26 protein-coding genes are annotated in these 26,846 nt (G+C 36.3%); 22 read left to right on the top strand and 4 right to left on the bottom strand.

The window, feature by feature from the left end; translation table 11 throughout:
* The first annotated feature begins 221 nt into the window (after positions 1-221).
* From BLQ56_RS02190 to BLQ56_RS02170, 5 genes are all read left to right on the top strand, one after another.
* Entirely contained in the window at positions 222-1,745 is a 1,524-nt protein-coding gene (locus BLQ56_RS02190; RefSeq protein ID WP_175490163.1) for an extracellular solute-binding protein, read from the top strand.
* An 82-nt stretch (positions 1,746-1,827) separates the two neighbouring features.
* Positions 1,828-2,787: an ABC transporter permease gene (locus BLQ56_RS02185; RefSeq protein ID WP_090849474.1), complete on the top strand. Its 960-nt coding sequence runs from the start codon at positions 1,828-1,830 to the stop codon at positions 2,785-2,787.
* A 22-nt stretch (positions 2,788-2,809) separates the two neighbouring features.
* Positions 2,810-3,685, top strand: a complete 876-nt coding sequence (locus tag BLQ56_RS02180; protein WP_090849473.1) for a carbohydrate ABC transporter permease — start codon at positions 2,810-2,812, stop codon at positions 3,683-3,685.
* Positions 3,686-3,712: 27 nt separating this feature from the next.
* On the top strand, positions 3,713-4,819 hold the full coding sequence (locus tag BLQ56_RS02175; RefSeq protein ID WP_238457138.1) for a prenyltransferase/squalene oxidase repeat-containing protein: 1,107 nt from the start codon (positions 3,713-3,715) through the stop codon (positions 4,817-4,819).
* Positions 4,820-4,840: 21 nt separating this feature from the next.
* On the top strand, positions 4,841-6,043 hold the full coding sequence (locus BLQ56_RS02170) for an MFS transporter (protein ID WP_090849472.1): 1,203 nt from the start codon (positions 4,841-4,843) through the stop codon (positions 6,041-6,043).
* 433 nt (positions 6,044-6,476) lie between these two features.
* Here BLQ56_RS02170 and BLQ56_RS02165 read toward each other — a convergent pair whose 3' ends face one another.
* Entirely contained in the window at positions 6,477-8,780 is a 2,304-nt protein-coding gene (locus tag BLQ56_RS02165; RefSeq protein ID WP_090849471.1) for a helix-turn-helix domain-containing protein, read from the bottom strand.
* A gap of 244 nt (positions 8,781-9,024) precedes the next feature.
* On the opposite strand from BLQ56_RS02165, the gene BLQ56_RS02160 reads away from it, so the two are divergent.
* The 3 genes from BLQ56_RS02160 (at position 9,025) to BLQ56_RS02150 (ending at position 11,784) form a co-directional block, all read left to right on the top strand.
* Positions 9,025-10,122: a glycoside hydrolase family 88/105 protein gene (locus BLQ56_RS02160; protein ID WP_090849470.1), complete on the top strand. Its 1,098-nt coding sequence runs from the start codon at positions 9,025-9,027 to the stop codon at positions 10,120-10,122.
* A gap of 251 nt (positions 10,123-10,373) precedes the next feature.
* Positions 10,374-11,018, top strand: coding sequence for a YesL family protein (locus BLQ56_RS02155; protein ID WP_090849469.1), 645 nt, complete (start codon positions 10,374-10,376; stop codon positions 11,016-11,018).
* Positions 11,019-11,466: 448 nt separating this feature from the next.
* Positions 11,467-11,784, top strand: coding sequence for a cupin domain-containing protein (locus BLQ56_RS02150; RefSeq protein ID WP_090849468.1), 318 nt, complete (start codon positions 11,467-11,469; stop codon positions 11,782-11,784).
* A 26-nt stretch (positions 11,785-11,810) separates the two neighbouring features.
* Here the strand turns inward: BLQ56_RS02150 and BLQ56_RS02145 are convergent, their stop codons facing one another.
* Positions 11,811-12,143 (bottom strand): helix-turn-helix domain-containing protein, encoded by a 333-nt coding sequence (locus tag BLQ56_RS02145; protein ID WP_175490162.1) that lies wholly within the window; start codon positions 12,141-12,143, stop codon positions 11,811-11,813.
* A gap of 414 nt (positions 12,144-12,557) precedes the next feature.
* Here BLQ56_RS02145 and BLQ56_RS02140 point away from each other — a divergent pair, with 414 nt between their 5' ends.
* The 9 genes from BLQ56_RS02140 (at position 12,558) to BLQ56_RS02100 (ending at position 20,747) form a co-directional block, all read left to right on the top strand.
* On the top strand, positions 12,558-13,532 hold the full coding sequence (locus BLQ56_RS02140) for an SIS domain-containing protein (protein WP_090849466.1): 975 nt from the start codon (positions 12,558-12,560) through the stop codon (positions 13,530-13,532).
* 33 nt (positions 13,533-13,565) lie between these two features.
* Positions 13,566-14,849, top strand: coding sequence for an ABC transporter substrate-binding protein (locus tag BLQ56_RS02135; RefSeq protein WP_090849465.1), 1,284 nt, complete (start codon positions 13,566-13,568; stop codon positions 14,847-14,849).
* A gap of 78 nt (positions 14,850-14,927) precedes the next feature.
* Positions 14,928-15,809 carry a carbohydrate ABC transporter permease gene (locus tag BLQ56_RS02130; RefSeq protein WP_090850070.1) on the top strand — a complete coding sequence of 294 codons (882 nt, stop codon included), beginning with the start codon at positions 14,928-14,930 and terminating at the stop codon, positions 15,807-15,809.
* A 5-nt stretch (positions 15,810-15,814) separates the two neighbouring features.
* Positions 15,815-16,705 carry a carbohydrate ABC transporter permease gene (locus BLQ56_RS02125; RefSeq protein WP_090849464.1) on the top strand — a complete coding sequence of 297 codons (891 nt, stop codon included), beginning with the start codon at positions 15,815-15,817 and terminating at the stop codon, positions 16,703-16,705.
* 6 nt (positions 16,706-16,711) lie between these two features.
* Positions 16,712-17,536 (top strand): PfkB family carbohydrate kinase, encoded by an 825-nt coding sequence (locus tag BLQ56_RS02120; RefSeq protein ID WP_090849463.1) that lies wholly within the window; start codon positions 16,712-16,714, stop codon positions 17,534-17,536.
* Between the two features lie 62 nt (positions 17,537-17,598).
* Positions 17,599-18,324, top strand: a complete 726-nt coding sequence (locus BLQ56_RS02115) for a GntR family transcriptional regulator (protein WP_090849462.1) — start codon at positions 17,599-17,601, stop codon at positions 18,322-18,324.
* Positions 18,325-18,361: 37 nt separating this feature from the next.
* Positions 18,362-19,051 carry an HAD family hydrolase gene (locus tag BLQ56_RS02110; RefSeq protein ID WP_090850068.1) on the top strand — a complete coding sequence of 230 codons (690 nt, stop codon included), beginning with the start codon at positions 18,362-18,364 and terminating at the stop codon, positions 19,049-19,051.
* A gap of 595 nt (positions 19,052-19,646) precedes the next feature.
* Complete coding sequence (locus BLQ56_RS02105; protein ID WP_090849461.1) at positions 19,647-19,838, top strand: hypothetical protein; 192 nt, start codon at positions 19,647-19,649, stop codon at positions 19,836-19,838.
* Between the two features lie 204 nt (positions 19,839-20,042).
* The gene (locus BLQ56_RS02100) at positions 20,043-20,747 is read left to right on the top strand and encodes a nitroreductase family protein (RefSeq protein WP_238457137.1); all 705 of its coding nucleotides are present in this window, start codon (positions 20,043-20,045) and stop codon (positions 20,745-20,747) included.
* Positions 20,748-20,918: 171 nt separating this feature from the next.
* Here BLQ56_RS02100 and BLQ56_RS02095 read toward each other — a convergent pair whose 3' ends face one another.
* A complete protein-coding gene (locus BLQ56_RS02095) occupies positions 20,919-21,677 on the bottom strand; it encodes a peptidoglycan recognition protein family protein (RefSeq protein ID WP_090849460.1) in 759 nt (252 codons plus the stop codon).
* 415 nt (positions 21,678-22,092) lie between these two features.
* Between BLQ56_RS02095 and BLQ56_RS02090 the strand changes: the two genes are divergently transcribed.
* The 5 genes from BLQ56_RS02090 to BLQ56_RS02070 all read left to right on the top strand — a co-directional run bounded on the left by BLQ56_RS02090 (position 22,093) and on the right by BLQ56_RS02070 (position 26,134).
* Positions 22,093-22,386, top strand: a complete 294-nt coding sequence (locus tag BLQ56_RS02090) for a hypothetical protein (protein ID WP_090849459.1) — start codon at positions 22,093-22,095, stop codon at positions 22,384-22,386.
* A 225-nt stretch (positions 22,387-22,611) separates the two neighbouring features.
* Positions 22,612-23,595 carry a glutathione S-transferase family protein gene (locus tag BLQ56_RS02085; protein ID WP_090849458.1) on the top strand — a complete coding sequence of 328 codons (984 nt, stop codon included), beginning with the start codon at positions 22,612-22,614 and terminating at the stop codon, positions 23,593-23,595.
* Between the two features lie 9 nt (positions 23,596-23,604).
* The gene (locus tag BLQ56_RS02080) at positions 23,605-24,108 is read left to right on the top strand and encodes a GNAT family N-acetyltransferase (RefSeq protein ID WP_090849457.1); all 504 of its coding nucleotides are present in this window, start codon (positions 23,605-23,607) and stop codon (positions 24,106-24,108) included.
* 300 nt (positions 24,109-24,408) lie between these two features.
* Positions 24,409-25,116 carry an HAD family hydrolase gene (locus tag BLQ56_RS02075; protein WP_090849456.1) on the top strand — a complete coding sequence of 236 codons (708 nt, stop codon included), beginning with the start codon at positions 24,409-24,411 and terminating at the stop codon, positions 25,114-25,116.
* A gap of 457 nt (positions 25,117-25,573) precedes the next feature.
* Positions 25,574-26,134, top strand: a complete 561-nt coding sequence (locus BLQ56_RS02070) for a hypothetical protein (protein ID WP_090849455.1) — start codon at positions 25,574-25,576, stop codon at positions 26,132-26,134.
* A gap of 403 nt (positions 26,135-26,537) precedes the next feature.
* Here the strand turns inward: BLQ56_RS02070 and BLQ56_RS02065 are convergent, their stop codons facing one another.
* Positions 26,538-26,831: a hypothetical protein gene (locus BLQ56_RS02065; RefSeq protein ID WP_090849454.1), complete on the bottom strand. Its 294-nt coding sequence runs from the start codon at positions 26,829-26,831 to the stop codon at positions 26,538-26,540.
* Between the last annotated feature and the right edge of the window lie 15 nt (positions 26,832-26,846).

The raw sequence follows: 26,846 nt of genomic DNA, 5'->3' as shown, positions 1-26,846 counted from the left end.
TAATAAAAATCTGTTTATCCTTAGAGGGAGTTTTTTTAGGGTGGTTGCCTGTCCCTTTTGACCATAAACCAATAATCATTATATTAGGTATTAAGTAAAAATCTGCTAAAACACCATTGTTATCAAGGGATGTAAGAAATTGATTATATACGAAATGAAAGCGCTTCAAATATATTGGAGATGTGCAAGTCACACTATAAAATGAAACAGGGGGAAGTTAAATGATTCGTAAAAGAAAGGTTCTTACCACGCTTTGTGCACTTTCAATTGGACTAGGTTCATTAGCTGCATGTTCAAATGAAAGCGCTACAAACAACTCAGATGAAAGCACTCCAACAAAATCAAATGAACCATTCAAGTTATCCATCATGGCTAATCTTCACACTCCAGAGGTACCTTCAGACAAAATTGAAAAGCAGTTAGAGGAAATGACAAACACTGAGCTTGAGATTCAGTGGGTTCCTGACAGTAGTTATGAAGAAAAATTAAGCACAGCCTTTGCGACTGGCTCATTTCCACAGACCGTATTCATGAAAAACCAAACAACCTATCTTCAATTTAAAGAAGCCATCCGTGATGATCAATTCTGGGAAATCGGACCATACTTAAGTGAATATGAAAATTTAAGTAGATTAAAGGAAGAAGTATTAAAGAATACAGCTGTTGATGGAAAGGTCTATGCATTGTATCAAGGAAGACCTCTATCACGTCAAGGATTAATATTCCGTAAAGACTGGGCAGACAAACTTGGACTAGAAACGCCAACGACAACAGACGAATTTGCAGAAATGGCAAGAGCTTTCACAGAAGATGATCCAGATGGAAACGGGAAAAATGATACGTTCGGACTGACAGACCGAAGCGATTTAATTTACGGTGCATTTAAAACTGTGGCTTCTTGGTTTGGTGTACCAAACGGATGGGGAGAAAAGGATGGGGAGTTACTTCCAGAGTTTATGTACCCTGAGTATGTAGATACAATGGATTTCTTCAAGGATCTTCGTGCTAAAGGGTATATGAACCAAGACTTCCCAGTGACAAGTAAGCCTGACCAACAAGCATTATTTAAAAATGGAACCGCGGGAATGTATGTTGGTTCTATGGCGGATGTTGTAAGTCTTCATGCAGATGCAGTCAAACTAAATCCAAATATTGTGTTAGATGTTCATAACAATATTAAAGGACCAAATGGTGAATTTAAAGTGTGGGCAATTCCAGGTTATGGATCGCTTGTATTATTCCCTAAATCATCGGTTCAAGACGAAGAACAATTAAAAGGTGCGTTAAGCTTCTTTAATGATTTAATGGATCCTGAAAATGCCAACTTAATTTTCTGGGGACTTGAAGGAGAACATTATTCAGTTCAAGATGGATTAGCAAAAGCTATTGAAGATACGGACCTAACTGACCGTGAAGTTAAGCCATACCAAGCGCTTGAAATTGGTGAACCGTCAACAAATAAAAGATATGAAGGATTCCATACGTATGAAGTAAAGGCAAAAGCGGAGGAACTCATCGTTGATAATGAAAATTATCTGATTCATGATCCAACTGCTCCATTAGATTCACCGACAATAATTGAGAAGGGTGAAAGACTAAATCAAATAATCGTGGATGCAACCTACCAGTATATGTTGGGACAACTTGACAAAGATGGCTTTGATCAAGCGGTAGAAAACTGGAAAAAGCAAGGCGGAGAGCAAATCATCGAGGAATTTAATGATTCTTATGCTAAATCTAAATAATAAATAATCGTATCAAATTGATGGAAGGGCTGACTTCATAATGGATAATCAGCCCTCCCATTATAAAGAAAGGATGACATGGATGAACACTGATTTAGTCGTTGATAAAAATCCGGTGTTACTTAAGAAGGAACGACGTAAAGAGTTAATGAGGAAAATAAAGAAGAATAAATTCATCTACCTAATGATCTTACCAGGTATTTTGTACTTCCTCATTTACAAATATATTCCGATGTATGGTCTTGTCATTGCGTTTCAGGATTATAAACCATATCTCGGAGTGATGGGGAGTGAGTGGGTAGGGCTGGAGCATTTTAGAAGATTATTTTCCGAGCCTGATTTCTGGATGATTTTTAATAATACGCTTATTTTATTTGGACTAAATTTAATTTTCTTCTTTCCGATTCCAATTATTTTAGCGTTAATGCTTAATGAAGTACGAATAACTGCTTTCAAAAGAACGATTCAAACGTTAATTTATATTCCGCATTTTATGTCATGGGTAATCATCGTTTCAATTGGTTATGTCATGTTAACGCTTGATGGCGGAATTATCAATGGAATCTTAGTAGCTCTTGGGTTTGAAAAGGTTAACTTCCTTCTTAATCCAGACTGGTTTAGGCCAACATATATTACCCAGGTAATATGGAGAGAAGCAGGCTGGGGCACCATTATCTATCTCGCTGCGATGGCATCCATCGATCCTCAGTTATATGAAGCAGCAAGAATGGATGGAGCTAACCGGTTACAGCAGATGTGGAGGATTACATTACCATCCATTAAAAATGTCATTATCATTCTATTAATCTTAAAAATTGGAGATGTTTTAGAGCTTGGCTTTGAACATGTGTATCTATTATTAAATTCAGCAAACCGTGAAGTAGCTGAGATCTTTGACACGTATGTGTATACCGCTGGATTGAAGCAAGGGCAATTTAGTTACAGTACCGCAGTTGGATTCTTTAAAGGAATCATTGGGCTGATCTTAGTTGTTTTTGTTAACTGGGTGGCCAAGAAAAACGGTCAAGAAGGAATCTACTAGTTATAGTTTAGGAGGGACAACAATGGTTGAAGACAAATCATTAGGCAGCCGCATATTTAATTACACCAATATGTTTTTACTGACAATAATCGCATTAGCTACAGTACTTCCCTTTCTTCATGTGATTGCCGCCTCGTTTACAACGAGTGCTGAGCTTGCTGAAAAACAGTTTGTTTTATTTCCTACGGATTGGAGTTTAGCAGCCTACAAGTATATTTTCTCGACGGATACAATCTTCCGTTCACTCTTGGTATCGATTGGGGTAACTGTCGGAGGAACACTTTGGAGTATGTTTTTATCCATACTTACAGCTTACGGTCTTTCCCGCAAGGATTTAGTTGGGAAACGATTCATCATGTTTTTTATTATTTTCACCATGCTATTCAATGGTGGGATGATCCCAACCTTCTTAGTAGTAAAACAAACCGGATTACTGGATTCACTCCTAGCATTAATTATTCCGGTTTCCATCAACGTGTTTAACATGATTATCTTAAAGAGCTTTTTCCAAGCGCTGCCAGATACGTTAGAGGATGCTGCTAAAATTGACGGCTGTAATGATTTTGGAATTTTATTTCGAATTATTATCCCTTGTTCAATGCCGGCGATCGCAACCATTTCACTTTTTTACGCGGTAACGTATTGGAACACGTACATGCACGCCATTTTATACTTGAACAATTCTGCTTTGTGGCCAGTACAGGTTCTATTGAGGCAAATTGTTGTATTGGCAACGGGGCTAAATTACGATGGTTCGGAATTTACAGACGTTCCGCCACCTGAACTAACCGTAAAAATGGCTGTTATTGTGGTCGCTACTTTGCCGGTGTTATTGGTGTATCCATTCTTACAAAAGCATTTTACGAAGGGTGCACTTCTAGGATCAATCAAGGAATAACAACATGACTGTAAAGGTGGAGAAAAGATGGTGAAGAATCTAGAATATATGGACCGACTCGATCGATTAGAAGACTTGTTTGAAGGTTTCTTTCAATGGCTTGCAAGGCAGTATGATGATCATACTGGAGGGTTTTATTATGCGAGGAGTTCTATTCATGATAAAAGGTTTGTACCCGATATCGAGTCGACTGCTCAAGCCTTAAACATTATAACTAGGAATCAAATGCTTGAAAGTATGCCACAGAAAATGAAGGAGAAAATGATTGGATTTTTCAGGAGTAAGCAGGACCCTGAAACAGGTTACTTTTTTGATGAAAATCCAGCCATGAAAAAAGATGAGGTCATGGTACACCGAGCCATTTCCTACTCAACCGGAGCTCTGAAAATACTGGGGAGTACACCTTTATATCCTTTACCACTAAAGACTTTGGCAGCTCCTGATTATGTGAAGACCCCTAGCGATTATCTAGAAAAGTGGAAAAGTATCGATTTAAGCAATAGCTGGAGAGGCTGTGATCTTTTAGCTTCTTCTTGTGTATATATTGCTCAGATGGAAAAGGAAAAACAGGCTCCATTTCTAAAGGAAGCTGTACAGTTTTTAAAAAGTATACAAGATCCGGAAACAGGGCTGTGGGGAGAAGGAAGCTTATACGTTCGAATATCAGGAACATTTAAACTGCATACTTTTTACAGTAGATTTAATATCCCCATGCCTAACACGGACCGTATTTATCAAACGATTCTTCACTGTCTTCGTCATGAGGAAGCGAGTGATATGTGTTATATACGGAATCCTATTGATCTATTAGTCTACGCAAATCTGTCCATTTCTCCTAAAGAATTAGTAGAGATAATGGATATCACAATCGATAATATGGCACGCCTAAAAAGGAAGGATGGCGCTTTTTCAAGAGAAATAGAATCATCACCTCCTGCTCCCAATGTGGCACAGGTCAAGAAAGGCGAGGTGTACCCATCGATGCCTGAGCCTGTTTACTTAAGTAATGGACTGTATGAAGGGGATATGAATGCAAGCACTCAAACTACCCTCATTCGCCAGCAACTTTATAAACTAACAGGAGTACCTATTGTTCCTTTAAGAGAATCTACTGAATTTTATCAACTACTATAAGGAAAGAAGTGTTGGTTATTTATGAGGATATTTTCATTATCAAAGGAACAAAGGTTATCCGAACAGGCGGTACTTACACTTGTCATACATGCAATCTATCAATTTGGGAACTCGTTATCACTCATTTTTATCAATTTATATCTTTGGCGTTTGACAAATGATTTGTTTATTAATGGGCTCTTTAACTTAATTGCGATTCTCACTCAGGGAATTACAACCTTTTTAATAGGGAAATATGCCAAGAAGAAGGATCGCTTAATCCCGTATCGATACGGGATTTTTTTAACCGCATTATTTTACCTATGTATCATTTTGGCTCAGGAGAATATTGTTCACTATTTTTACTTGTTTGCCATGTTGAAAGGAGTATCTCAAGCCTTGTACTGGCTAGGATATTTCACTTTAGCTCATGAGGTTTCAAATGGCCAGAACCGCCATCGCTATTTAGGCTGGAATCAAATAGTGATGAGCGCTACTAATTTGAGCGGGCCTGCACTGGCAGGTTTTATCATAAGTATGAATAGTGAATTGAAAGGATATATTATCGTATTTTCACTCGCCTTCTTCATGTTCATTGTTTCCACTATTGGCAGTTTGAAAATTAAAAAAGAAACGGTACATCACAAAGATTATTACATGAAATATTTACAATTAATTTTGAAAAGAAAGCCTAAGTTCTTTCACTCTTTACTCGGATGGTTTATTATCGGCTTTCCTCAAGGGATTTTAATGTATATCCCGTCTATTTTGTTATATAACATTTTTCCTGATGAACAGGTTGTCGGTTACTTAAATGTTGCTTTTTTAAGCCTTTCGATTATTTCCAGTTATATGATTACTCGGATTACGAATTCAAAATCCACGGTAAAATACCTAACCATTTCTGCCTTTGGGTTCATTTTTTCTTCGCTCTTTTTATTTTCTGAGATTTCAATATGGACCGTTGTTTTATTCATGTCAATCAATTCACTATTTAAACCACTTCAGGCCAATGCTTATGCGGTTCATTACTTTAATTGGGTGGATGTGTTGCCACTCAAAGAAAATTTTCGAGTAGAGTCTGTTGTGTTACGAGAGTCTATTATTAATCTAGGAAGAGGCTTAGGAATTGTTATTTTTATGATTTTTTCAAAAGAGATCAATACAGTGACTGTTCCATGGATTATTATGACAGTTATGGCGATTCAGCTACTGATTCCGTATTTTGCAAAGGAGAAATGGTAAGCGGAGGCGGTTATTTTTTCAATGGGATGATTTATACATATCAAGAGTTCAAACATGGAGAAGGAAAGGCGGAAACGATATGATTCATGAATTTAATAAGGAATATAATGTTCATCCATAAAGAAAGCGGGAGTCTTCTCATATAGAGAATAGCTCCCGCTTTTTATGGTTTAGAACTGAGTTTTGATTTCTAGCTCCAGGCGCCATCGGCTCGGGGTCATAAGCCAATCCGGCTAGAAGGTTAAAGAGCAACCTTCTAGCCGGCTTGTCTTATGCCTGTCGCAGATAAACGGGCGCCTTCCGCTTTTCTTTGGTGGCTAGCTCCAGCGCCTAGCCCCTCGGGGTCATAAGTCAAATCACTTCAGAAACCAAGGTTTCCTGCGTGATTAGCCTTATGCCTGTCGGGGCTGAACAGGCGCTTCCGCTTTTCTTTCTACTGAGCCTTTTTTAATTCTCTATATTTTCCTGGTGTGGTTCCTTCGTTTTTTCTGAAGGATCGGATAAAGTTTTGTGGATTGTTATACTTTAATTTCTCGGAGATTTCTTTGACAGACATATCCGTTTCCATCAGCCATTGTTTTGCCATGTTTAGACGATATAACCCTAAGTATTCACTGAAGGAAATGTGCATCTCTTTTCGGAAAATGCTGCTTAAATAGTTAGGGTTGTAGTGAAGTTTTGTCGCAATCGAATCAAGTGTAAGGTCCTGATCAAAATCCTGTTGAATGATATGAATGATTTTATCTGACAGATTCTTATATTGCGATTCTGTTCGTTCCTCAATCTTAGATAATAATGGATGAATAATACCACTCTTAAACCAATGCTTCACTTCATCGAACGTCTTTAATTCATAAAGATGGTCAAATAATGATTTTTTATTGTCCATCTCAATAAGATCAATCCCTAATGTTTGCATTAATTCAATCAAATCATTTAATAATCTCACAATCGATATTTGATATTGAGTATGGTTTAAGTCCTTCTCAAGGATTGAATCCAGAAAATGGCCCAGAATCTGGTCAACCTTCTCCTTATCACATACCTTAATCGCATCAAATAGTTCATTTTCAATTTGCTTTGGAAAAAAGGTGTAAAATGACGTAGCTCTTTCTAGATTGTCAAAGAAAATAATTGATTCCGTTCCGAATTTTAACGTGTATTTTAGCGCTTCTAATCCTTCCTTGTAAGCATGGTAAGTTGAAACCAGATTCGAAAAAGGTAAACTAATACCAATACTTACGGGAATGTTCAATTCTTCTTTTACTTTTGCTTGGATTTGCTGAGCCAATTGATTGATATAATAGGTGTATTTTTCATCGGACTCATGGTTATTTAAAAAAAGGGTAGCTTGTGTACGATTCATCACAATTGGAATAAATCGATGTTGACTTGGTACAAGATCCTCAATCATTGTATTAATCGTAAAGAGCAGCAAGTCCTCTTCTTTTTTATCAAAAATGGTGCCTTCAAGTGTATCAATCTGAAGGGTAAAGACACAAAGTCGCTTGTAGGTTTGGTTAAATCCAAACGAAGCTAGTTTCGTAGAAAGTTCGTCTTCACTTACTTTTCCCTGGAAGAGTCTGACCATAAAAAACTGTTTTAATTGATTCACTTGGCCTCGTACTTTTTCTTCAAGCTGGCTATTTTGTTCTAACATATGTTCAATTTGTTTTTCGATTAACTCAAATTCATTTTTTGGATGAATAGTTGGCTTATGATGAATCTTATTGATTATGACTTCCTGTAGTTGACGAACCGGTCTGTATATACGATTTGAACCAACTAACGAAATCGTTAAGGATAGAATCAGTAAGAACGTACAAATATAAATCGTAAACCAGCCGATTGAGCTTGATTGTTTGTTCAGGTCACTTATTTTAATCAAAGAGAGATAAGTCCAGTTGTTATAAACAGATTTCCGATAGGTAACTTTGTAATCGTTTTCATTTATTTCTAGGTTATATTGACCAGAGTGATGATCAAGCGTTAGTAAGCTTTTTATAAAATCCTTATTTGAAAAATCTTTCCCGATATTGCTGAAATCACTATGGCCGATCACTTGAAATTTTTCGTCTAAAATGACGGTGGTTTCAAGTTCGGAATTCTGAGAAAGGATCCCTGCAAATTTACAAATTGGAATGCTTGCAACAGATACGCCTGTCTTATTCACGCTATTTAATGGTAATTGTTTAACTAGATTAATATGAAACGCACATGAACCAGCAGCATCTGATTTAGAATCAAAAAGTTGATCTTCCTTTTTATCTAAGACCCAGGTGGAGCGGTTTGCTAGTGTTAGGTATTTGTCATGTATTTCTTTGTTTTGTTCACTCGTTAGTCTCCGAAGACTCTTGTTATTGATCATCCAATTTTCTCTGAGGCTGACTAATAGTACATCATTTAAACCAGTATCAAAGGTTTGAAGGTGGCTCAATTCTTCTCTAATGTGATTGTAGAGCTGGAACTGTTCAGGCGCCAATGGTTCATTTAATGTTTCCTGCAGTTGTGAGGAAGAAACAAAATGGGTTAAAGAGTGATCAACTGTTTTTAGCACTTGTTCGATGTTCGTTTGAATCTGGTAGATACTATGTTCTTTTTCTTTCGCGACATTATTCTGAATGACCTCAGAGGATTTTAAATAAGAAAAGATCCCTAGAACGATTACCGGCAATGTTGATAGAACGATCATAAATGTCATTAATTTCACATAAAAATTGGGTGATTTTTTCTTCATTTGATCCTCCTAACATGATTAATTATTTTTAACTAGTTTAGTAAGTTGATAATATCTTTATTATAAAGAAATTAGGAAAAAATGGGTATAATCATTTTCTTATATTTGGTTCAATATATTAGGTTTTGGGCAGGATACGCCATGCTTTCCTCTATATTGAAGGTTCTGTCATATTGATTATAGATGTAATTTCATTTGTAGGTTACATTATGAACAATAAATCATAATAAAGGGTGGTTATGGAATGGGTGAACGTGTAGAAGTGACAACACCCCTATATTGGGCAGAGAAATTGTGTGATACGTTAATGACTAAATTTACACCAGAGGAACTACCACCGGCAAGTTCATGGCATTATCATCAGGGTGTTTTCTTGTGTGGAATGATGCGTGTATGGGAAAAAACAAAGAACGATCAGTACTTTCAATATGTAAAAAAGTATGTGGATAACCTTATAGACGAACACGGAAATTTTTATTTTAGAAGAGATGAACTTGATTCGATACAGGCAGGATTATTATTGTATCCGCTATACAAAAAAACGGGTGAAGCTAAGTATAAAATAGCAGCTGAAAAGCTTCGGAATTTATATAACACGATTAATAAAACAAGTGAAGGTGGTTTTTGGCATAAGGATAAATACCCCTATCAAATGTGGTTAGATGGCTTATATATGGGGGGACCATTTGCACTCCATTATGCAAGTGAATTTAATGAACCTGAGCTGGTAGATATGGTCATCCATCAGGAAGCACTAATGAGAAAGCATACGAAGGATGAGAAAACTGGACTGTACTATCATGGATGGGATGAGTTAGGTGAAACACCTTGGGCAAAGGCGGAGACAAACACCGCACCTGAATTTTGGGGAAGGGCACTTGGCTGGTACGGACTTGCGGTCATTGACATGATTGATTTGCTTCCGGAAGACCATCCTAAACGTCTGGAATGGATTGGTGTGATTCAGGATCTCGTTGTTTCATTAACAAAATTTCAAGATAAAGACACTGGTCTTTGGTATCAGGTTGTAGACAAAGGATCATATGAAGGGAACTGGCTTGAATCTTCTGCTTCCTGTTTGTTTCTTTATACAATCGCTAAAGCCGTAAATAAACAATATGTGAATGCTGAGTTGGCAGAAGTCGTAAAAAAAGGATTCCAGGGATTAATTGAGAATAAAATTGAAGAAAAGGATCAATCGGTTGTCATTAAAGATATTTGTATTGGTACATCGATTGGTGTATTTGACTACTATATTACCCGAGAGCGCAGTGAAAATGATTTACATGGAGCAGGAGCATTTATTCTCGCATGCATGGAAATTGAAAAGCTATTTTCTTAACTTGATAGAGAATGTTGCTTATATAATTAGTTCACTTTAATTAGGTGTTGCTAGTTGATTGGAACGTAAGGTGTGTGACTCCTGCGGGATATGCAGGATGGATGAGACCCCGCAGGAGCATAGCGACGAGGAGGCTCATCACCTGCCCCGCGGAAAGCACACACCTGGAGTGTAAATCAACATCCTTTGTTAAAAGCAAAAAAACGTAAGTAAAAGCTAGTAAACTTGATTACCCAAAGGAGGTTAACATGATGAAATTAGGTGGTTTATCAGGGAGATTCTTTCTTATAAGTGAATGGATTTCAAGATTTGCATATGTAAACTTCCTTTGGATCGTTTTTTCGTTAGCAGGTTTAGTTGCCTTTGGGATTATGCCAGCTACTGTAGCGCTTTTCTCAGTTACCCGAAAATGGGTAATGGGACGAACGGATTTTCCAATCTTTCAAACCTTTGCGAAAACCTTTCGCAAGGAGTTCATAAAGTCTAACATGCTCGGCCTCATTTTATTTTCATTCGGGTATATGTTATATGTTGATTTAGCCTACATACCAACTGAGGGAATCTTATTAACATTGCTGCGTTTTAGCGTTCTTGCAATAGGCTTCTTCTTTATCATTATTGTGCTTTACATTTTTCCAGTCTATGTTCACTATGAATGGAAAACGCTTAGTTATATTAAATATGCGTTGATATTAGGTGCTTCTTATCCACATTTCACATTTGGAATGATGATCGCCATGTTTATTTTATACCTAATGCTATCGATCCTGCCTGGGATTATTCCATTCTTCAGTGTGAGTCTTCTAGCTTACTTAATGATGTATATTTCTTACCAAGTGTTTTCTAAAGCAGAAAGCTATGACGGATATGAAGAGAAAGAGGAATCATTTTCCTGAAATGAAAAGGCTCTTTTCTAAAGGCTGTTTTCGTATAGATTGTTGCTTTTAAAGCCACAGGATGAATACACTCCGCGTCCGGCGGGTGACCAGTGAGCCTCCTCGTCGCTAATGCTCCTGTGGGGTCTCACTTTGGCCACTGGTCCCGCAGGAGTCTACGTGTATTCATCCTGCTTGTAACAGCTATTTCAATGTTATATGTCTAAAAGATTGTTGTTTTTAGACATAGTTAATGTGTAGAGCTCGTTGATTGGAACGGAAGGTATGTGACTCCTGCGGGATGCGCAGGAAGGATGAGACCCCACAGGAGCTTGGCGACGAGGAGGCTCATCACCTGCCCCGCGGAAAGCACATACCTGGAGTGCAAATCAACCTAACCTAGTCAAATAGCAACATAGTTTGCGAAGAGCCAATAAAAATCATCTACTAGAGAAATGGAGAGGGAGATATGGGGAAAATAAATGAATGGGATAGTGCAGAGCCTGGTGTAACACGTAAGATATTTACTCCAGGTGAAGGATTAATGATGATGGAGGTTCATTTTGAACAAGGGGCAGAGGGTTATGAGCATAGTCATGTACATGAACAAATGAGCTACTGCCTAAAAGGGAAAATTGCTTTTCAAATCGATGGGAATGAAACGATCATCTCACAAGGAGAGACGATTTACATACCAAGCAATAGCAAGCATAGTGTAACCGCACTGGAGGAATCTGCACTATTAGATTCTTTCACACCTGTTAGGGAGGACTTAATAGGGAAGTAACGAATATCCCATATCCATTCATGTTTTCAAGTAAGTGGATATTTATTCGGGTGCCTGGCACCAAGCGAGATACTTCCTTTAAGGTAGACAGATTCAATAATAAATCTGTTTATCCTTAGAGGGAGTTTTTTTAGGTTTGAAGTGCATTTTAATACATCTAGTCTGAATTGAACAGTATAGGTTTTGTTTTTACTTTTTAATCCTTCAGCACCAAATCTTTCATATACTTTTATCCACCTTTCAACTACTGACTTTGACCTGATCCCATGCTTCTTGGCCAGGGGTCTGATCCCTAATTTTCCCTCTTGGTATTCTCTAACCACCGTTAATTTCAAATAATAACTATATTTTTTAGCCAAAATAAACACCCCAAAAGTTTAGATTTTGACTCTAACTTTTGGGGTGCAGTACAGAGTGATATGCTCCCTTTAAGGTAGACAGATTAAAAAAAATCAGTTTATCCTCGGGGGAGTTTTTTCTATGTCTTCAAAACGGTATATTGTGGAGTGTATCAAGGAAGAGATGAGGGGAATGTTCCGTTTCCAACTGATTTGGTGACTGGGACGAGGGACCTGTCCCTTGGCTCACCTTGGCTTACCTTGGCTCAAGAACAATTATTAGAAAATTTTAAATAAACAGTTGACCTATAACGTCATATGATGTACTATGATTATAGATATGATGTTATATGACATCATAATTACTTAGGTGGTAGATGAGGATAACAAAATTCTTACCAAACTAAGTGATAAAATGAAGGGAGAGGTAATTTTATGAAAAAAGAACATGTAGAACAAATTCAAAACGTCATCGAGGCTGCGAAAGGGAAGGATATTAAAAATATTTTCTTTGTTGCGTGTGGAGGTTCTATGGCAGCGCTTTCACTGGGGGAGTATTTTGTTACAAAAGATACTAGCATGGCAAGTTTTGTTTATACATCAAATGAATTTATTCACCGTGCACCAAAGGCATTGGGTGAAAATAGTCTTGTAATCCTAAGATCTCATTCTGGTACAACTCCAGAAACAGTTGATGCAGCTACATATGCTAGAGAACAAGGGGCATTAACCGTTGCCATTTCAATGGATGTTGAATCAGCTCTTTGCAAGGAATCAGAATATACTGTACATTACAATTACAAAGATGGATCTGATGCAATAGATGGAGAAATTGGTGTATATTACACTCTACTCTTTAAGTTACTTAATCTACTAACTGGTGAAGAGAAATTTCTCCGTGGTGTTGACCAATTATCTAAAATAGATCAGCTAATTGAAAGCAACCAAGCAAAATATAAAGATGTAGCTGATGCATTTGGAAAGAAGTATAAGCGTGATAAGGTTATTTATACAATGGCAAGTGGAGCATATATCCACCATGCATATTCCTTCACAAGTTGTTTGTTAATGGAAATGCTTTGGATCCATTCCAATGCGATTCATTCAGGAGAGTATTTCCACGGACCATTTGAAGTGACTGATTATGATGTACCATTTTTAATGGTGGTTGGGGAAGGACCAAGTACACCACTTGATCAACGCGCTCTTGATTTTGTTACCAAGTATAGCGAGAAAGTTGAAGTTGTTAACGTAAAAGAGTTTGATTATACTGGGGTGGACGAAGACCTTAAAGAGTATTTCGGTCCAGCACTAGCGGGTCCTGTATTACGTTTGTACGCTGACGGTTTAGCTGAACATACTGGACATCCATTATCAGTAAGAAGATATATGTGGAAAATGGAGTACTAATATTCTGCAAAATTGGGTTAGGGGGAAATATAAATGAAAAAGTTTCTTAGCTTTTTAGTTGTTGTTTTAGTTAGTTCTATGTTTTTAGCAGCATGTTCTTCCTCCAATGAAAGTGATGGCGAAGCAACTGAAGGTGATAAAGTAGTGATTGATTTCTTCCATCGTTGGCCTAATGAACCTAGAAAATCATTCTATGATGAAAAAATTGCAGAGTTTGAAAAACTCAATCCAAATGTAAAAATAAATGTTGATGCTGTATTAAATGATTCTTACAAAGAAAAGATCAGAGTATTGGTTTCAAATGATGATTTACCTGATGTCTTCACATCTTGGTCAGACACATTTGCCGCAAATCTAGTGAATTCCGGACGAATCATGGAATTGAATGATGTTATCGCGGCTGATACAGAATGGTCAGGTAATATCATCGAATCTCAATATGCTGGATTTACTTTTGATGATGTTACTTACGGAATTCCTTTTACTGTCGATGGTAAGGCTTTCTTTTATAACAAACAAATATTCGAAGAGAATAATATAGCTGTACCTGGCTCATACGATGAACTTATTACTGCGTTAGATCAGCTAAAAGAAGCAGGATACGAAACACCTGTTGTAGAAGGTTTAACAAATGCTTGGGCAATCTCTCATTACATGGGAACTATTTTCGATAGAGTTGTAGATAATAGTGTACTAGTTAAAGATTATACCCCTGAGACAGGTGAATTTACAGATCCAGGATATATACGTGGTCTTGAAATTTTTAAAGAATTAACGACATACATGGGTGATGTTTCAACAGCAATTGATCATGAAGCCGCTCGAAACATGTTTGCTGCTGGTGAAGTTCCAGTATTATACATGCAATTTGCTGAGGTGAAATATGTACAAGATGCTGGTGATGTTGATTTTGGATTCTTTAATTTCCCGGAAGTGAAGGATGGGGAAGGAAGACCTAAATCATTAACTGGTGCACCAGAGGGCTGGATGTTGAGTAAAAATGCTCCTCCTGAAGCAGTAGAGTTTTTAAAATTCCTAACTTCAGAGGAAACAGCTAGAGCATTTACAAAAGCAGATGGTCAGTTGAATGCGATTAAAGGTGGGGTAACGGAAGAAACCTCAAATCCTACAAGTCTAGAAGCTTATCAAATTATTTTAGATGCATCAGATGCAACCCCTTGGTTTGATAATGCGATTGATATTTCAATTGCTGATATTTTCATGCGAGGTGGTCAGGAATTAGCAACCGGTCAAACAACACCAGAAGAAATTATGAAAAAAGTACAGGAAGCAGCTGCGAAATTACGTAATCAATAGAAATATTTAATAGGATTGCCCTAACTAGCTTGAAGGTTAGGGCAATTCTATAAAAAGAAGGGTGGGGGGTTAGGAATGATGATTAAAAAGGCATATATAACACCGATCTTATTCATGTTACCAACGGTTTTATTTTTAGGACTATTTATTTACATACCACTAATTCAAAATTTTTATAATAGTTTTTTTGAATTTAGTGTATTTTCTCAATCGAAAGAATTTGTTGGTTTTAGTAAAATTAAAGAATTATTGGTTGATGAGGTAGCCATAATCGCGTTAAAAAATAATGTCAAATATGCAGTCATATCCGTGTTACTGCAAGTGTTTTTTGCTCTAGTGCTTGCTGCTGTTTTAGAGGATAAATTTTTCAGACGCTTCGCACCAGCTTTAAGGGTTATTTATTTTATGCCAGTCATGATTTCAATCTCTGTTATTGCCTTATTATTTGGATTTGTCTATAATCCCCAAATTGGGTTGTTAAATAGTTTCCTGGAGCTAATTGGATTAGAAGAGTTGGCCAAGCCATGGTTAGGTAATTCTACTACAGCCATATATAGTGTAATCGCCATGTCTCAATGGCAAAGTGTTGGGCTAATTACGATGTTGTTTATTGTTGCAATTCAGAAAGTTCCGAAAGAACTATATGAAGCCGCAGAAATCGATGGAGCTGGAAAAGTACGTCGATTCTTTACTATCACAGTTCCACAAGTGAAAGAAGCAACCTTTGTTAACTTATTAGTTACTGTGACTGGATCTATTCTAGTATTTAATGAACCTTACATTCTTACAAATGGTGGTCCAGGAAATAGTTCGATGACATTGGCGGTTCACATGTATCAAACAGGTTTCTTTAAAGATGACATGGGCTATGCCTCAACATTAGCATCTCTTATCTTCTTATTATCTGCACTATTTGCGTTAATTCAAATTAAAGTTTCTAAAACAGGGAAGGAGGATTGACTTATATGATAAAAACCAATTTTAGAAAAACCACTCTCCCTAGCTCGATCACTACTAATAAAATTAAAATCCCATTCCAGACACGAATCAGCAAAAATATCGTATTTCTGGGTTTGCTAGCATATGCAGTGATCATTTTATACCCACTATTTTGGATGTTTATATCCTCATTTAAAAGTTATCAGGAAATCTATAGTAATGTTTGGGCTTTACCTACAGATTGGAAGTTTGAAAACTATACCCAAGCATGGTCGAAAGGGATTTCGAGCTATTTTTTCAACAGTGTTTATGTCACCTCATTAACTATTATCCTAACAGTGTTAATAGGTTCGATGGCTGCGTTCGTACTATCTAGATATAAAAATCGTTGGATTGACGCTGGGTTATTATTTACAATAGGTGGGTTAATGATGAATCCACAAGTTGCTTTAATCCCCTTATTTGAAATTCTAACAATAACAAACTTAATAGATACACATTGGGCACTTATTTTGACCTATGTAGCCTATCGATTGCCTTTAACGATTATATTGATTCGTGCCTTCTTTTTATCAGTTCCTAAAGAGTTGTCTGAATCAGCATTGATGGATGGTTGTTCGGAATTCGGTATTTATTGGCGAATTTATTTGCCAATTTCATTACCTATCGTTTTTACTTCAGTTATTTTAACGGCATATTTTGCTTGGAATGAATTCTTATTTGCAACCGTTTTTATAAATTCTAGTGAATTAAAAACGATCCCGTCAGGATTAATGGTTTTCCGTGATGCACTTCGTACAGACTGGGGAGTATTGCTATCTGGAATGGTAATCGCATCAGTACCAATGATTATTCTACTTATTTTCTTACAAAAATATTTGGTTAGAGGTCTTGCGGAAGGATCTGTGAAAGGATGATAACGAATGAAACTAATAACAATTGGTGATAACGTAGTTGACTGCTATTTAGATCAAAATAAATATTATCCTGGAGGTAATTGTGTAAATGTAGCAGTAAATGCTAAACGCAATGGGGCTAGTGAAGTAGCTTATTTAGGGATATTTGGTAATGATGAGCCTGCTGGACATATTAAGTATGTACTAAATCGAGAAGGGATCGATTATCGTTATTCACGCGATGTTACTGGTATTACTGGACAGCCGCAGGTTACATTAACAGGAGATAATGACCGTGTATTTGTTGGTGGGCCTAAAAATACTGTACAACATAAATTTAAAATTCAGCTTGTTCAAGAAGAGTTGGATTATATAAAAACATTTGATCTAAGTCATGTGAGTTGCTATTCCTCCATGGAAAGTGAATTATCTAAATTGTCTCAAGTATCGAAAGTATCCTATGACTTTTCAAATAGGAAAGATCTAACTTATATTGAGTCGATTGCTCCGTATATTTCTTATGCCTTTTTCTCAGCTGCAGAACTTTCAGATGAAGAGCTTGAACGTTTCATTAGGGATTTAGCTTCTTTTCGTTTTGAAATCATTGGTTTAACTAGAGGAGGAAGACCCGCAATTTTCATCAAAAATGGAAGGATATATGAGCAAATGCTAAAGAATATTAGTGTAGTTGATACAATGGGTGCAGGGGATAGTTTAATCGCTGGATTTTTAACCTCTTATATTAGTGGTGATACAATAGAAGCTGCTATTGAAAAAGGAACAAGGTCAGCCGAAAAAACTTGCCAAGATTATGGGGGATTCGGCTACCCAAAAGAAATGCAAATAGTTTAACTGCATTAAAGGTTCTTGTCATGTATAATTAATGTAACGTTAACAATATAGGAGCGACTTTTATGAGTAACCGCGATCAAATTCAAAATTATTTATATGAAGAAATCATGACCGGAATCAAACAATATATTGAATCTAATCAATTAAATCAAGGTGATCAAATCCCTACTGAAGCTGAATTATGTGAATTATTTCAAGCTAGTAGAATTTCCATTCGTCGTGCAATTAAAGAATTAGTAGATGAAGATGTTCTTCAAATTATTCGTGGAAAAGGTACGTTTGTGAATACATTTCGTAAGGAGATTCACCTATTACATTTTCAGGGATACACAGAAGGCTTGACGACTAAGAGTGATTTTATCACAAAAGATATTATCTCTATGGAGAAAATAAAGGGTACACCCCATATTAATCATAAATTTAATCATCAATTTGATGAGTACATTGAGCTAGTAAGAAAAGTATATCGCAATAAGCAAATTTTAAGTTTGGATTATGCATACTTTCCAACAGCACTTTACCCGTCAATCGAAGAAAAAATTACACCGGAAAGTTCAACATTTAAGATTATTAATGAAGAGTATGGAATAGATTTCAAAAAGGTCTGTAAGGATCTTGAATTTGTACATCCAACAGATGAGGTACAAAAGTATTTAGAGGTTAATAGGATGACCCCTATTATTTTAGTAGATAAAATTATTTACAATGAGGAATCAACTCCAATCCATTATTCAAAGTACTTTTTAATCGCAGATCGCGTGAAGCTACGTTTAGAGACGGAATACTAAATTGGAGGTTGAAAATTTACGAAAAGGGAATGAATACATGTATAAAGCAGTTGTTTTTGACTTTGATGGTTTGATTTTGGATACCGAATCAGTTCATACAACGATCTATCAAGAAATGTTCCAATCGTATAATTTAGAATTTCCGTTTGAAGAATGGATACAAAATATTGGTACGCAATCAGATTTCTCAATATATGATCTTTTGGAAAAGGAAATAGAACAAATTGATCGTGCCCAACTCAAAAAAGTGAATCAAGAAAAGTTGCAAACAAGGCTAAATACATTAAAGGTGCGACCAGGTGTTGAAAGTTATCTTAGAGAAGCTCAAGCCATGAACTTAAAAGTAGGCCTTGCATCAAGCTCCAATTATAACTGGGTTTCTGACCATTTAGATCGTCTAGGTTTAATTCATTATTTTGAGTGTATTAAGACTTCAGACGATGTAGCTGAAGTGAAACCAAACCCAGAACTTTATTTGTTAGCCGCTAAGGAGCTAGGCGTTGAACCTCAGGTCTGCATTGCTTTCGAAGATTCCGCGAATGGTTCACTAGCTGCAAAACGAGCCGGTTTGACCTGTGTAATTGTGCCGAATGAAACCACCATACATTTAACATTTCCTGAGGTGGAATATCGATTAGATTCTATGGCGGATTGTAGCTTGGGGGATCTTATTGGTAGATTAACAACTAATAGTGGTGCTAATATTGGATGGGAAAATGAGTATTAAGGATTCTCTTTTTATGAGAATCTTTTTTATGTTCCAGTGAAAAATAATTGGATTTCTAAAAAACATGATAGGACAAAGTGACAGACCTATCCCTTTGTCCTTTAATCTCTTAAAAGTTCACTAACTACATGTGGACGATTTTTGACTGCCACTTTGGATTTTTTATTTAGGCTGTTTTCTCAAAGTTTGTTGTTTTAGACATATAACTTAAATGGTAGTTACAAGCTGGCTGAATACACATAGACTCCTGCGGGCTCACTGGTCACCCGCCGGACGCGGAGTGTATTCTGCCTGCGGCTTAACAAGCAACAATCTATCCGAAAACAGCCTTAATTTAAAAGGATTCTTAATGCTTATACATAATTTATCTACGTTAGTAAGATATTATGCTTGGTTAACGAATAGAACAGAACTTGAGGAAGTCATCCAGTTGGGTGTACTCTTACGAAACTCTCCAGGTGACTGACATTTTAACACTCCTTATGGTTATTAAAATAGAATTATTAGGAGTATAATATCCTTAAGGACAACTAGGACTTTGCTGCTAAGAGTTCTATAGCTTTGCACCTGATATAAGAAAACGAGGAGACATCTAATGACTAACGATAACCCGAACCAAGCGAAAAACAACAAAAAGTTTTGGACTTATATGATACCCATTTTATTAATCGCTTTTATTCTAATCCTTGTTCTACCAAGTGAATATACGATTGTGATTCCAATCGTTATTTGGGTTGGTTTCTATATTTGGAGATATATGAAGCAAAGACAAGATCATAAGGAGTAAAAACATAATATTCGAATCTACTTCTACAAAAACTCCGACCTTACAATATCCGTGTTAATCATCAGGCCACAGTTGAGCCCCTCGGTGTCATAAGTGGATAAGAGGGCGCCTTGCGCTTTTCTAATTACCTGTTTTTGACTAGAGAACCCTTTCGGCGTTATACTGTAACTGTAATAATTACAGTTACAAAAGGGGAGAAACAAATTGTCAACAAAAATGAGCAGAGAAGAATATTTAAATAAAGTAAAAGATCTTGATACAACTACTGAGAAGCCAAAAGAGCTAGATAATACAGATTTCTTTACGGTAGCCAAAGAACGTAGATCTGTTCGCCAATATGATCCGTCGTTCAAAATGGAAGAAAGTGAAATTCGCGACATTTTAGAAGTAGCGATTGAAGCCCCATCATCTTCTAATCTTCAACCATGGAGATTCCTTGTGATTCAGGATCAAGCAGCAAAAGAAGAATTGCTTCCAATCGCTTTTAATCAGCAGCAAATAGTTGATGCTTCTGTCGTAATCGCTGTTCTTGGTGATAAGCAAGCTTACAATAATGCTGATCGTATTTACAGTGAATCAGTTAAGAACGGATTGATGACTGAAGAGATAAAAGAAAATTATGTAAACAGCATTCTTCAGAATTACGGAAATGCTCCTGCAGAGCGTTTGTCAAGAATTGCTATGATTGACGGTGGACTAGTTTCCATGCAACTTATGCTTGCTGCAAAAGCTAAAGGATATGACACAGTACCGATGGGCGGCTATGACGCAGACAAATTTATAAAAGCCTTCGATGTACCAGAAAACCTTGAACCAGTTATGCTCATCGCTCTTGGTAAAGGCACTAAAGCAGGATTTCCAAAAAACCGTCTACCTCTTGATGATGTTCTTGAGTGGAATAAATATTAAAGGTTGAAAAAGGAACGATAAAACCTTCATAAGAAGAGTTCTATCTAATAGATGTTATTCACGAAAAGGGCGCAATTCTTCAGTAAAGAATTGCGCTCTTTTTTATTTACAAGTCCATTGTTGGACTGATAGGGTAAAAAATTCGTATAAATGAACGCGATTTTTTCAAAACTATTTAGAAGCTGAAATTTCTTCGATTTTACGTGATACAAGAGGGTAAAAATACTTTTTGGCACTTTGCGTTGAATTTCCACCGAAAAAATTAGTACCAGGGCAGGACTTAACGTCATTGCTAGCACCCTTATCTAATATTCTTTCCCCTGTTTTGTAATGCCACCAATGATGATAAGTAATGGTGTCAATTGAAGGCTTTAAATTGAATTTCATACATAATAAAGCTGTAATATAAACAATCGTATCTTTTTGCTCTTTTGTCATTACATCCTGTCCTCTATCGAAGTTACCTATGTTTTCAATTGCAATTCCGTGAGCATTTGCATTCGAACCAATAGAACCTTCAGGGGCCATGTCAAAGGGTCTTGAAATAACGATTTTTCCATCAGGGAATATTGTAATATTTTGAGCAATCGTCTTCCATCCTTTTTGACTTTTATGGTAATGCTCCATATTTTTTACCATTTGAAGGTGGTTGTTCGATTTAAAATGCTTGTATGATGGTGCCCATGTATGGTGATGTTGAATAAGGTTTATTTTCCTTTTAAATTGCTGGTTGAATAACCAATTCTTAAATTCCTCTTTTGTCATAAGGATAAATTGTCCATCTCTTGCGATTGTTTCTATTGATGGATTAGGAGTTGGGGTTAAAGATTGGTTATCATTGTTAACACTATTACCTTCAAAAGAATGTACAGGATAAGTATTAAATACAAAAGTTAAAAAGAGACCTAGAATAAAACATTTTTTCATCATTTAGATCCTTTCAAATAAAAGTATAGCGAACAATTTTACTGTTAGAATGTGAAAAAAGACGTTAGAATATGATTTTAAAGTGTATGGGAAATTATGTATTTAAGAAGTTATTCGGTGCCTGGCACCATATGATTAAATAATAAATTTGGTTATCTTAAATGGAGTTTTTTTAAGCAATTTTCCAGTCTTTGGTCATTAAGTTAGTAATCTTATGAACAAAAGGTTTCGAAGTAAACGAGATATGATTGAAACGTTATATAAAATAGATTATGATCTTGGGTAAATACCTGTAACTGGAAAAGTGTCTCTTACACTCTTTGGTGGTTCAGCCCTATTAGTATTTTTATGAACATTACCAGTAAACAACAGGACAGGATTTCCCTTTTGTTTATTCGGTTAAACAGGAGGAGAAGCTTTGACTGTATTTAAAAAGTACCTATTAGTTAATGGAATACTATTATTTACCCATCCTTTGTTATTTTTCGCGGGAATCATGGGATTTGGTTCCGCCCCGGATTACACGCCAAAAGTGGAGTTGTTCAAGGCAATGTCGGCGCTCGCATTTACCGGCGGGTGTCCTAATTTAATGGTTTTTCTTATTTCTACAATCCGCAAGAAAAACATAATAGAAAATTTGATTTGGTCTTTTGTATTTTTTGCATTAGTATTCGGAGCTTACTTAGCTATTTTTTGGTCAGTAATAAAATAAGCAAAAGATTACTGCCTGATCGGATGTTTTTGTAGAAGTGATTAGGATACAAGAGTTTGCTCTTTGCTGACACGTAAAGTCTACATATTTCATTGGACCAAGGGACCTGTCCCATTGGCCCTCTATCTACCCTTTAACTGTCTAAATTTTGACTAACAACAGTAACTAACTTATATTGAAATTAATAAAATCTTTTTATTTAGAATTTTTAAAAAGGTGGTTTTTATGCGAAATAAACCAAAAGAAATTTCAAAAGAAGGTAGTTTTGTAAGGCAAACCAATCGATTTATCACTCCTTTTGGCAATTCTCCAAATGAGCTTCCGATAGAAGCTGGTAAGTATCGTCTTATATGGTGTGCAGCATGTCCATGGGCACATCGTACAGTAATTGTTCGTAATGTCCTTGGACTTGATGATGCGATCAGTTTAGGGATGGTAAGTCCCATGCGTCCGAGAGTAGGAAGAGTTGATTGGGAATTTGCATTAGATGAGGGAAATGTTGATCCTATTCTAGGGGTACGATATGTTAGCGAATTGTATCTAGCTGCCGATACTGAATATACAGGGAGACCAACTGTCCCTGTAATGGTAGACATAGCGACTAAAAAAGCTGTAAATAACGACTATTTCAAGCTTACGAACTATTTCGAAACGGTATGGGGACCACTTCATAAAGAAAATGCGCCGAATTTGTATCCCGACCATTTACAACAAGATATTGATAAGATGAACGAAGTTATTTTCCATGAAGTTAACAATGGGGTTTATAAATGTGGATTTGCCCATTTTCAGGAAGCTTATGAGTTAGCCTATGATACACTTTTTGCTAGATTGGATCAATTAGAAGAACACCTTACAACACGACGTTTCTTATTTGGAGATTATATAACCGACTCTGATGTTCGATTATATACAACATTAGTCCGGTTCGATGCAGCTTATTACACAGCATTTAATACAAACCGCACTCTAATTTCAGAATTTCCAAATCTTTGGGGATATGTTCGGGATTTATACCAAACTCCAGGTTTCGGGGATACAACTGATTTTGATAGCATAAAGAGACATTACCATTTATCTATTACAATTAATCCTGAAAAAGGAGAACCATCTATTTTACCTAAGGGTCCCGATGAATCTAAATGGGTAACTTCTCATAACAGAGAGTCTGTAAGTGGGAAAGAAGAAAAATTCCTTTATACGAAATAGGAGATGTCTATGATAATACGAGATGCAGTAAAAGAAGAAATACCCTTCATCCGGGAACAGAGGTTACGTGCGTATTATGACCATAAGAATGTAATCCCGGAAGATCATTTTCATGCATTGCAGAAAGCAATATCATCTGATGCAGATAGCCAGTCAGGGGTGGAGCTGATTGTCGCAGAGGAGGATGGAATAATACTTGGAAGTGTAGCACTTTTTCCACCGAATAGTAATGCTTATGAAGGTTTTCTGGATGAGTTGGATCACGCTGAAATTCGCTTACTCGCTGTAGACCCTGCCGCACGCGGGCAAGGTGTTGGAAAGGCTTTAGTCACTGAGTGTATTCAAAGAACAAAGCAAAAAGATCAAAAAGCCATCGGATTACACACAGGAGAATTCATGAATAGTGCCATAGTATTATATAAAAGTTTAGGATTTGTACGTTGTCCAGAATACGACTTTGAACCTGCAAACGATGGAATAATTGTAAAAGCGTTTAAACTTGAACTAACATAGATAGTTGAAGGTTATAGGGACGAGGGGGTAGGCACCTGACTTCATGAGTATAAAAGATAGGGATAGATATATGCATTGGGCCAAGGGACCTGTCCCTCGGCTCTTTATTTGTTTGTTTTCTTCTTTATACTAATCAGCCATCACAATAAAGACTATCAGTTTTGGGGCCAGTCCCCCGGTGGAGTAAAGCGGCACTTCAATGGGGGGGACCCTATTTTTCTAAGATAGGAACTATTGACTCTCTATTTTCTCTCGTTGATAAATAAGTGATATCATTATAAGACAAGGAGGGCTATGAGAATGGATACAATAATTTTTGATGTCGATGATACACTATATGATCAAGCACAATCTTTTCACAAAACGGTGAGGAAGCTTTTTCAAGAGCCATTTTCAGACGAAGAAATTGATCAATTATATAAGGCTAGTCGTAAGTATAGCGAGATTTTATTTGATCAAAGTGAAGCAGGTGAAATATCCCAATTTGAATGGCAAACCGGACGAATTATGTCTGCCTTTAAGGATATTAACATTATTATAAATGCGGAAAAAGCGATTACTTTTCATGAAACGTATGTGACCGAACAAAAAAATATTACCTTGTTTCCGGAAGTGGAAGAACTACTCAATGTACTTTACAAAGATGGGAAACAGCTTGGGATTCTGACAAATGGTGAAGAAAAACATCAAGTAATGAAAATTAAACAGCTTAGCCTTAGTCGTTGGATTCCTGCAGAAATGACGTTTATTTCTGGTGCGATTGGTCATGCAAAACCCAAAAGAGAAGTATTTGATTTTATTGAACAGAAAATGGACCTTGACCAAATCAAAACCGTGTATATCGGGGATAATTTTGAAAAAGATATATTCGGAGCAAAACAAGCAGGCTGGCAAGCGATCTGGATGAATCATCGTAAGAAAGATTTACCGACTAATGCTATCTATAAACCGGATAAAGAAGTACATAGTGCCAAAGAGTTATTAGAATTATTTGTGAAAAGGGCTTAGGTTGTGATAGTAGGAATCAGCGATTGTCAAAAAAATATGATTTAATACATCCAATGAGGAACAAGGTAGATTTGAGTTTAAACGGATATAACATATAGTGAAAAAACTTAGCCTTGTTTTCTTAAGGCTAAGTTTTTTTTGTTTAGAATGATTTTTTCAAAAGAGGGGAGAACCGCCCCAAATCTTCACAAAATTTTTTAAGTTGAAGAGAGAAATATTAAATTTTCTATTATATTAATTTTCTAAGGTGTAAACGTTTTTATTATTATAAACAACGATCCTAATGTTTTATTAATGGGCCAAGGACTGACCCCTTGGCTTCTTGTGCTAACGACGAAGCAGTATTGTGCAATAATCGTAAATTAAAATTCATCTAATATCATATGTATGTTGAAGTGAGAAGTGGGTAAATTATAGAAAATGAAGTGACAGAGGTTAGAGGAAAAGGGGTATTAAAGTGGATCGTAGACAATATTGGGAGAAAATTTATGATAAACAGGATGAGTTAAATTCTTTAATAACTTCTTACTGGAATAAGTTTTCAAGTGTGGGGGATTGGCAATTTTGGTTAGCAGTTTCCATGTTAATAGTTCCACTTATATTCCTTTATTTTTTCCTAGATAGAAGAAGATTATTTGAGATACTTTTCTTTGGTTACACAATACATATTCTTTGGTCATACTTTATTATTGCAATGGGAACCAAGGGGTACTTTGTACATTACTACTTTTTAACCCCTCTATTACCCCATGGAATAAATGTATCTGCATCAATGCTTCCAGTTGGTTTCCTACTTCTATACCAATACTGTACCAATAGGAATAAAAATTTCTTTTTGTACACTTTGTTGTTAAGTGCTGTGTTTGCCTTTGGATTTGCAACGGTTGAAAAATCCATGGGTTTTGTTGAATTTCGAAAAGGAACACATCAATTTCATCTTTTCCTTATTGATGTTGTGATCGTGTTTATTTCTTACTGGATGACAAAGATATTAAAAAAAGTTCAAAAAACTAATTAATAGAGGTTATAACTGAGCAGTAACAAGGATTTCTTCAACTAGAAGAAACAGTTTTGATTTATACTCCAATGTTTATCTCTGCAAGCATAATCATCTTTATCTCGACCATGCTTTGCGTCATGCTCAGGGTGGAGTTGAAAGAACAGCGTTAGGATAACCCTTTTTTTGCTCTGTACAGTTTTGAAATAACTTTTTTTCTAGAATCAGAAGTTGTAGGTGTTGTTGTCGCCGGTTTGATAGTGGTTTGCTACTAGAAGGCTTGCCCCATTTTTCCTTGTCCTGTAAAGGAATGAAACTCTTGTCAGCACTCTAGCCAATTTCTATAGAAAAACACCTATAAAAATTTTTATAGGTGTTTTGTCGTGTATGATTTAACTAAGTTAGTTAAGTGTATTTCTGAAACTTAATATACCACTTTAATTGGATCAACTGCTAAAATTTTAACACCATTAAGTTCAATCCAGATGTAAGAATGGTCAACTTCTGCTCCACTAACGTTTGTGATTGTGGAATGAATCTCCTCTTGTGTTTCAAAGCTAGTTGTTCCAAGTGACCCACTTGGCTGAATAAGATCCTCAGCTAGGTTTATAGAAAGCGTAATATCGTCTTCAGATAAATAAGAAGCCTGACTTTCTTGCGGTATTGTTAGTACTGCCAAAGTAATAACTAATAATAATGACATTAATTTAATTTTCATTTATAATTCCCCTTT

It is taken from the genome of Litchfieldia salsa (genome assembly GCF_900104555.1).
GTDB classification, from domain to species: Bacteria; Bacillota; Bacilli; order Bacillales; family Bacillaceae_L; genus Litchfieldia; species Litchfieldia salsa.
Note: the sequence above shows the minus strand (reverse complement) of the source record. Positions and strands in the feature narration are given on the sequence as shown.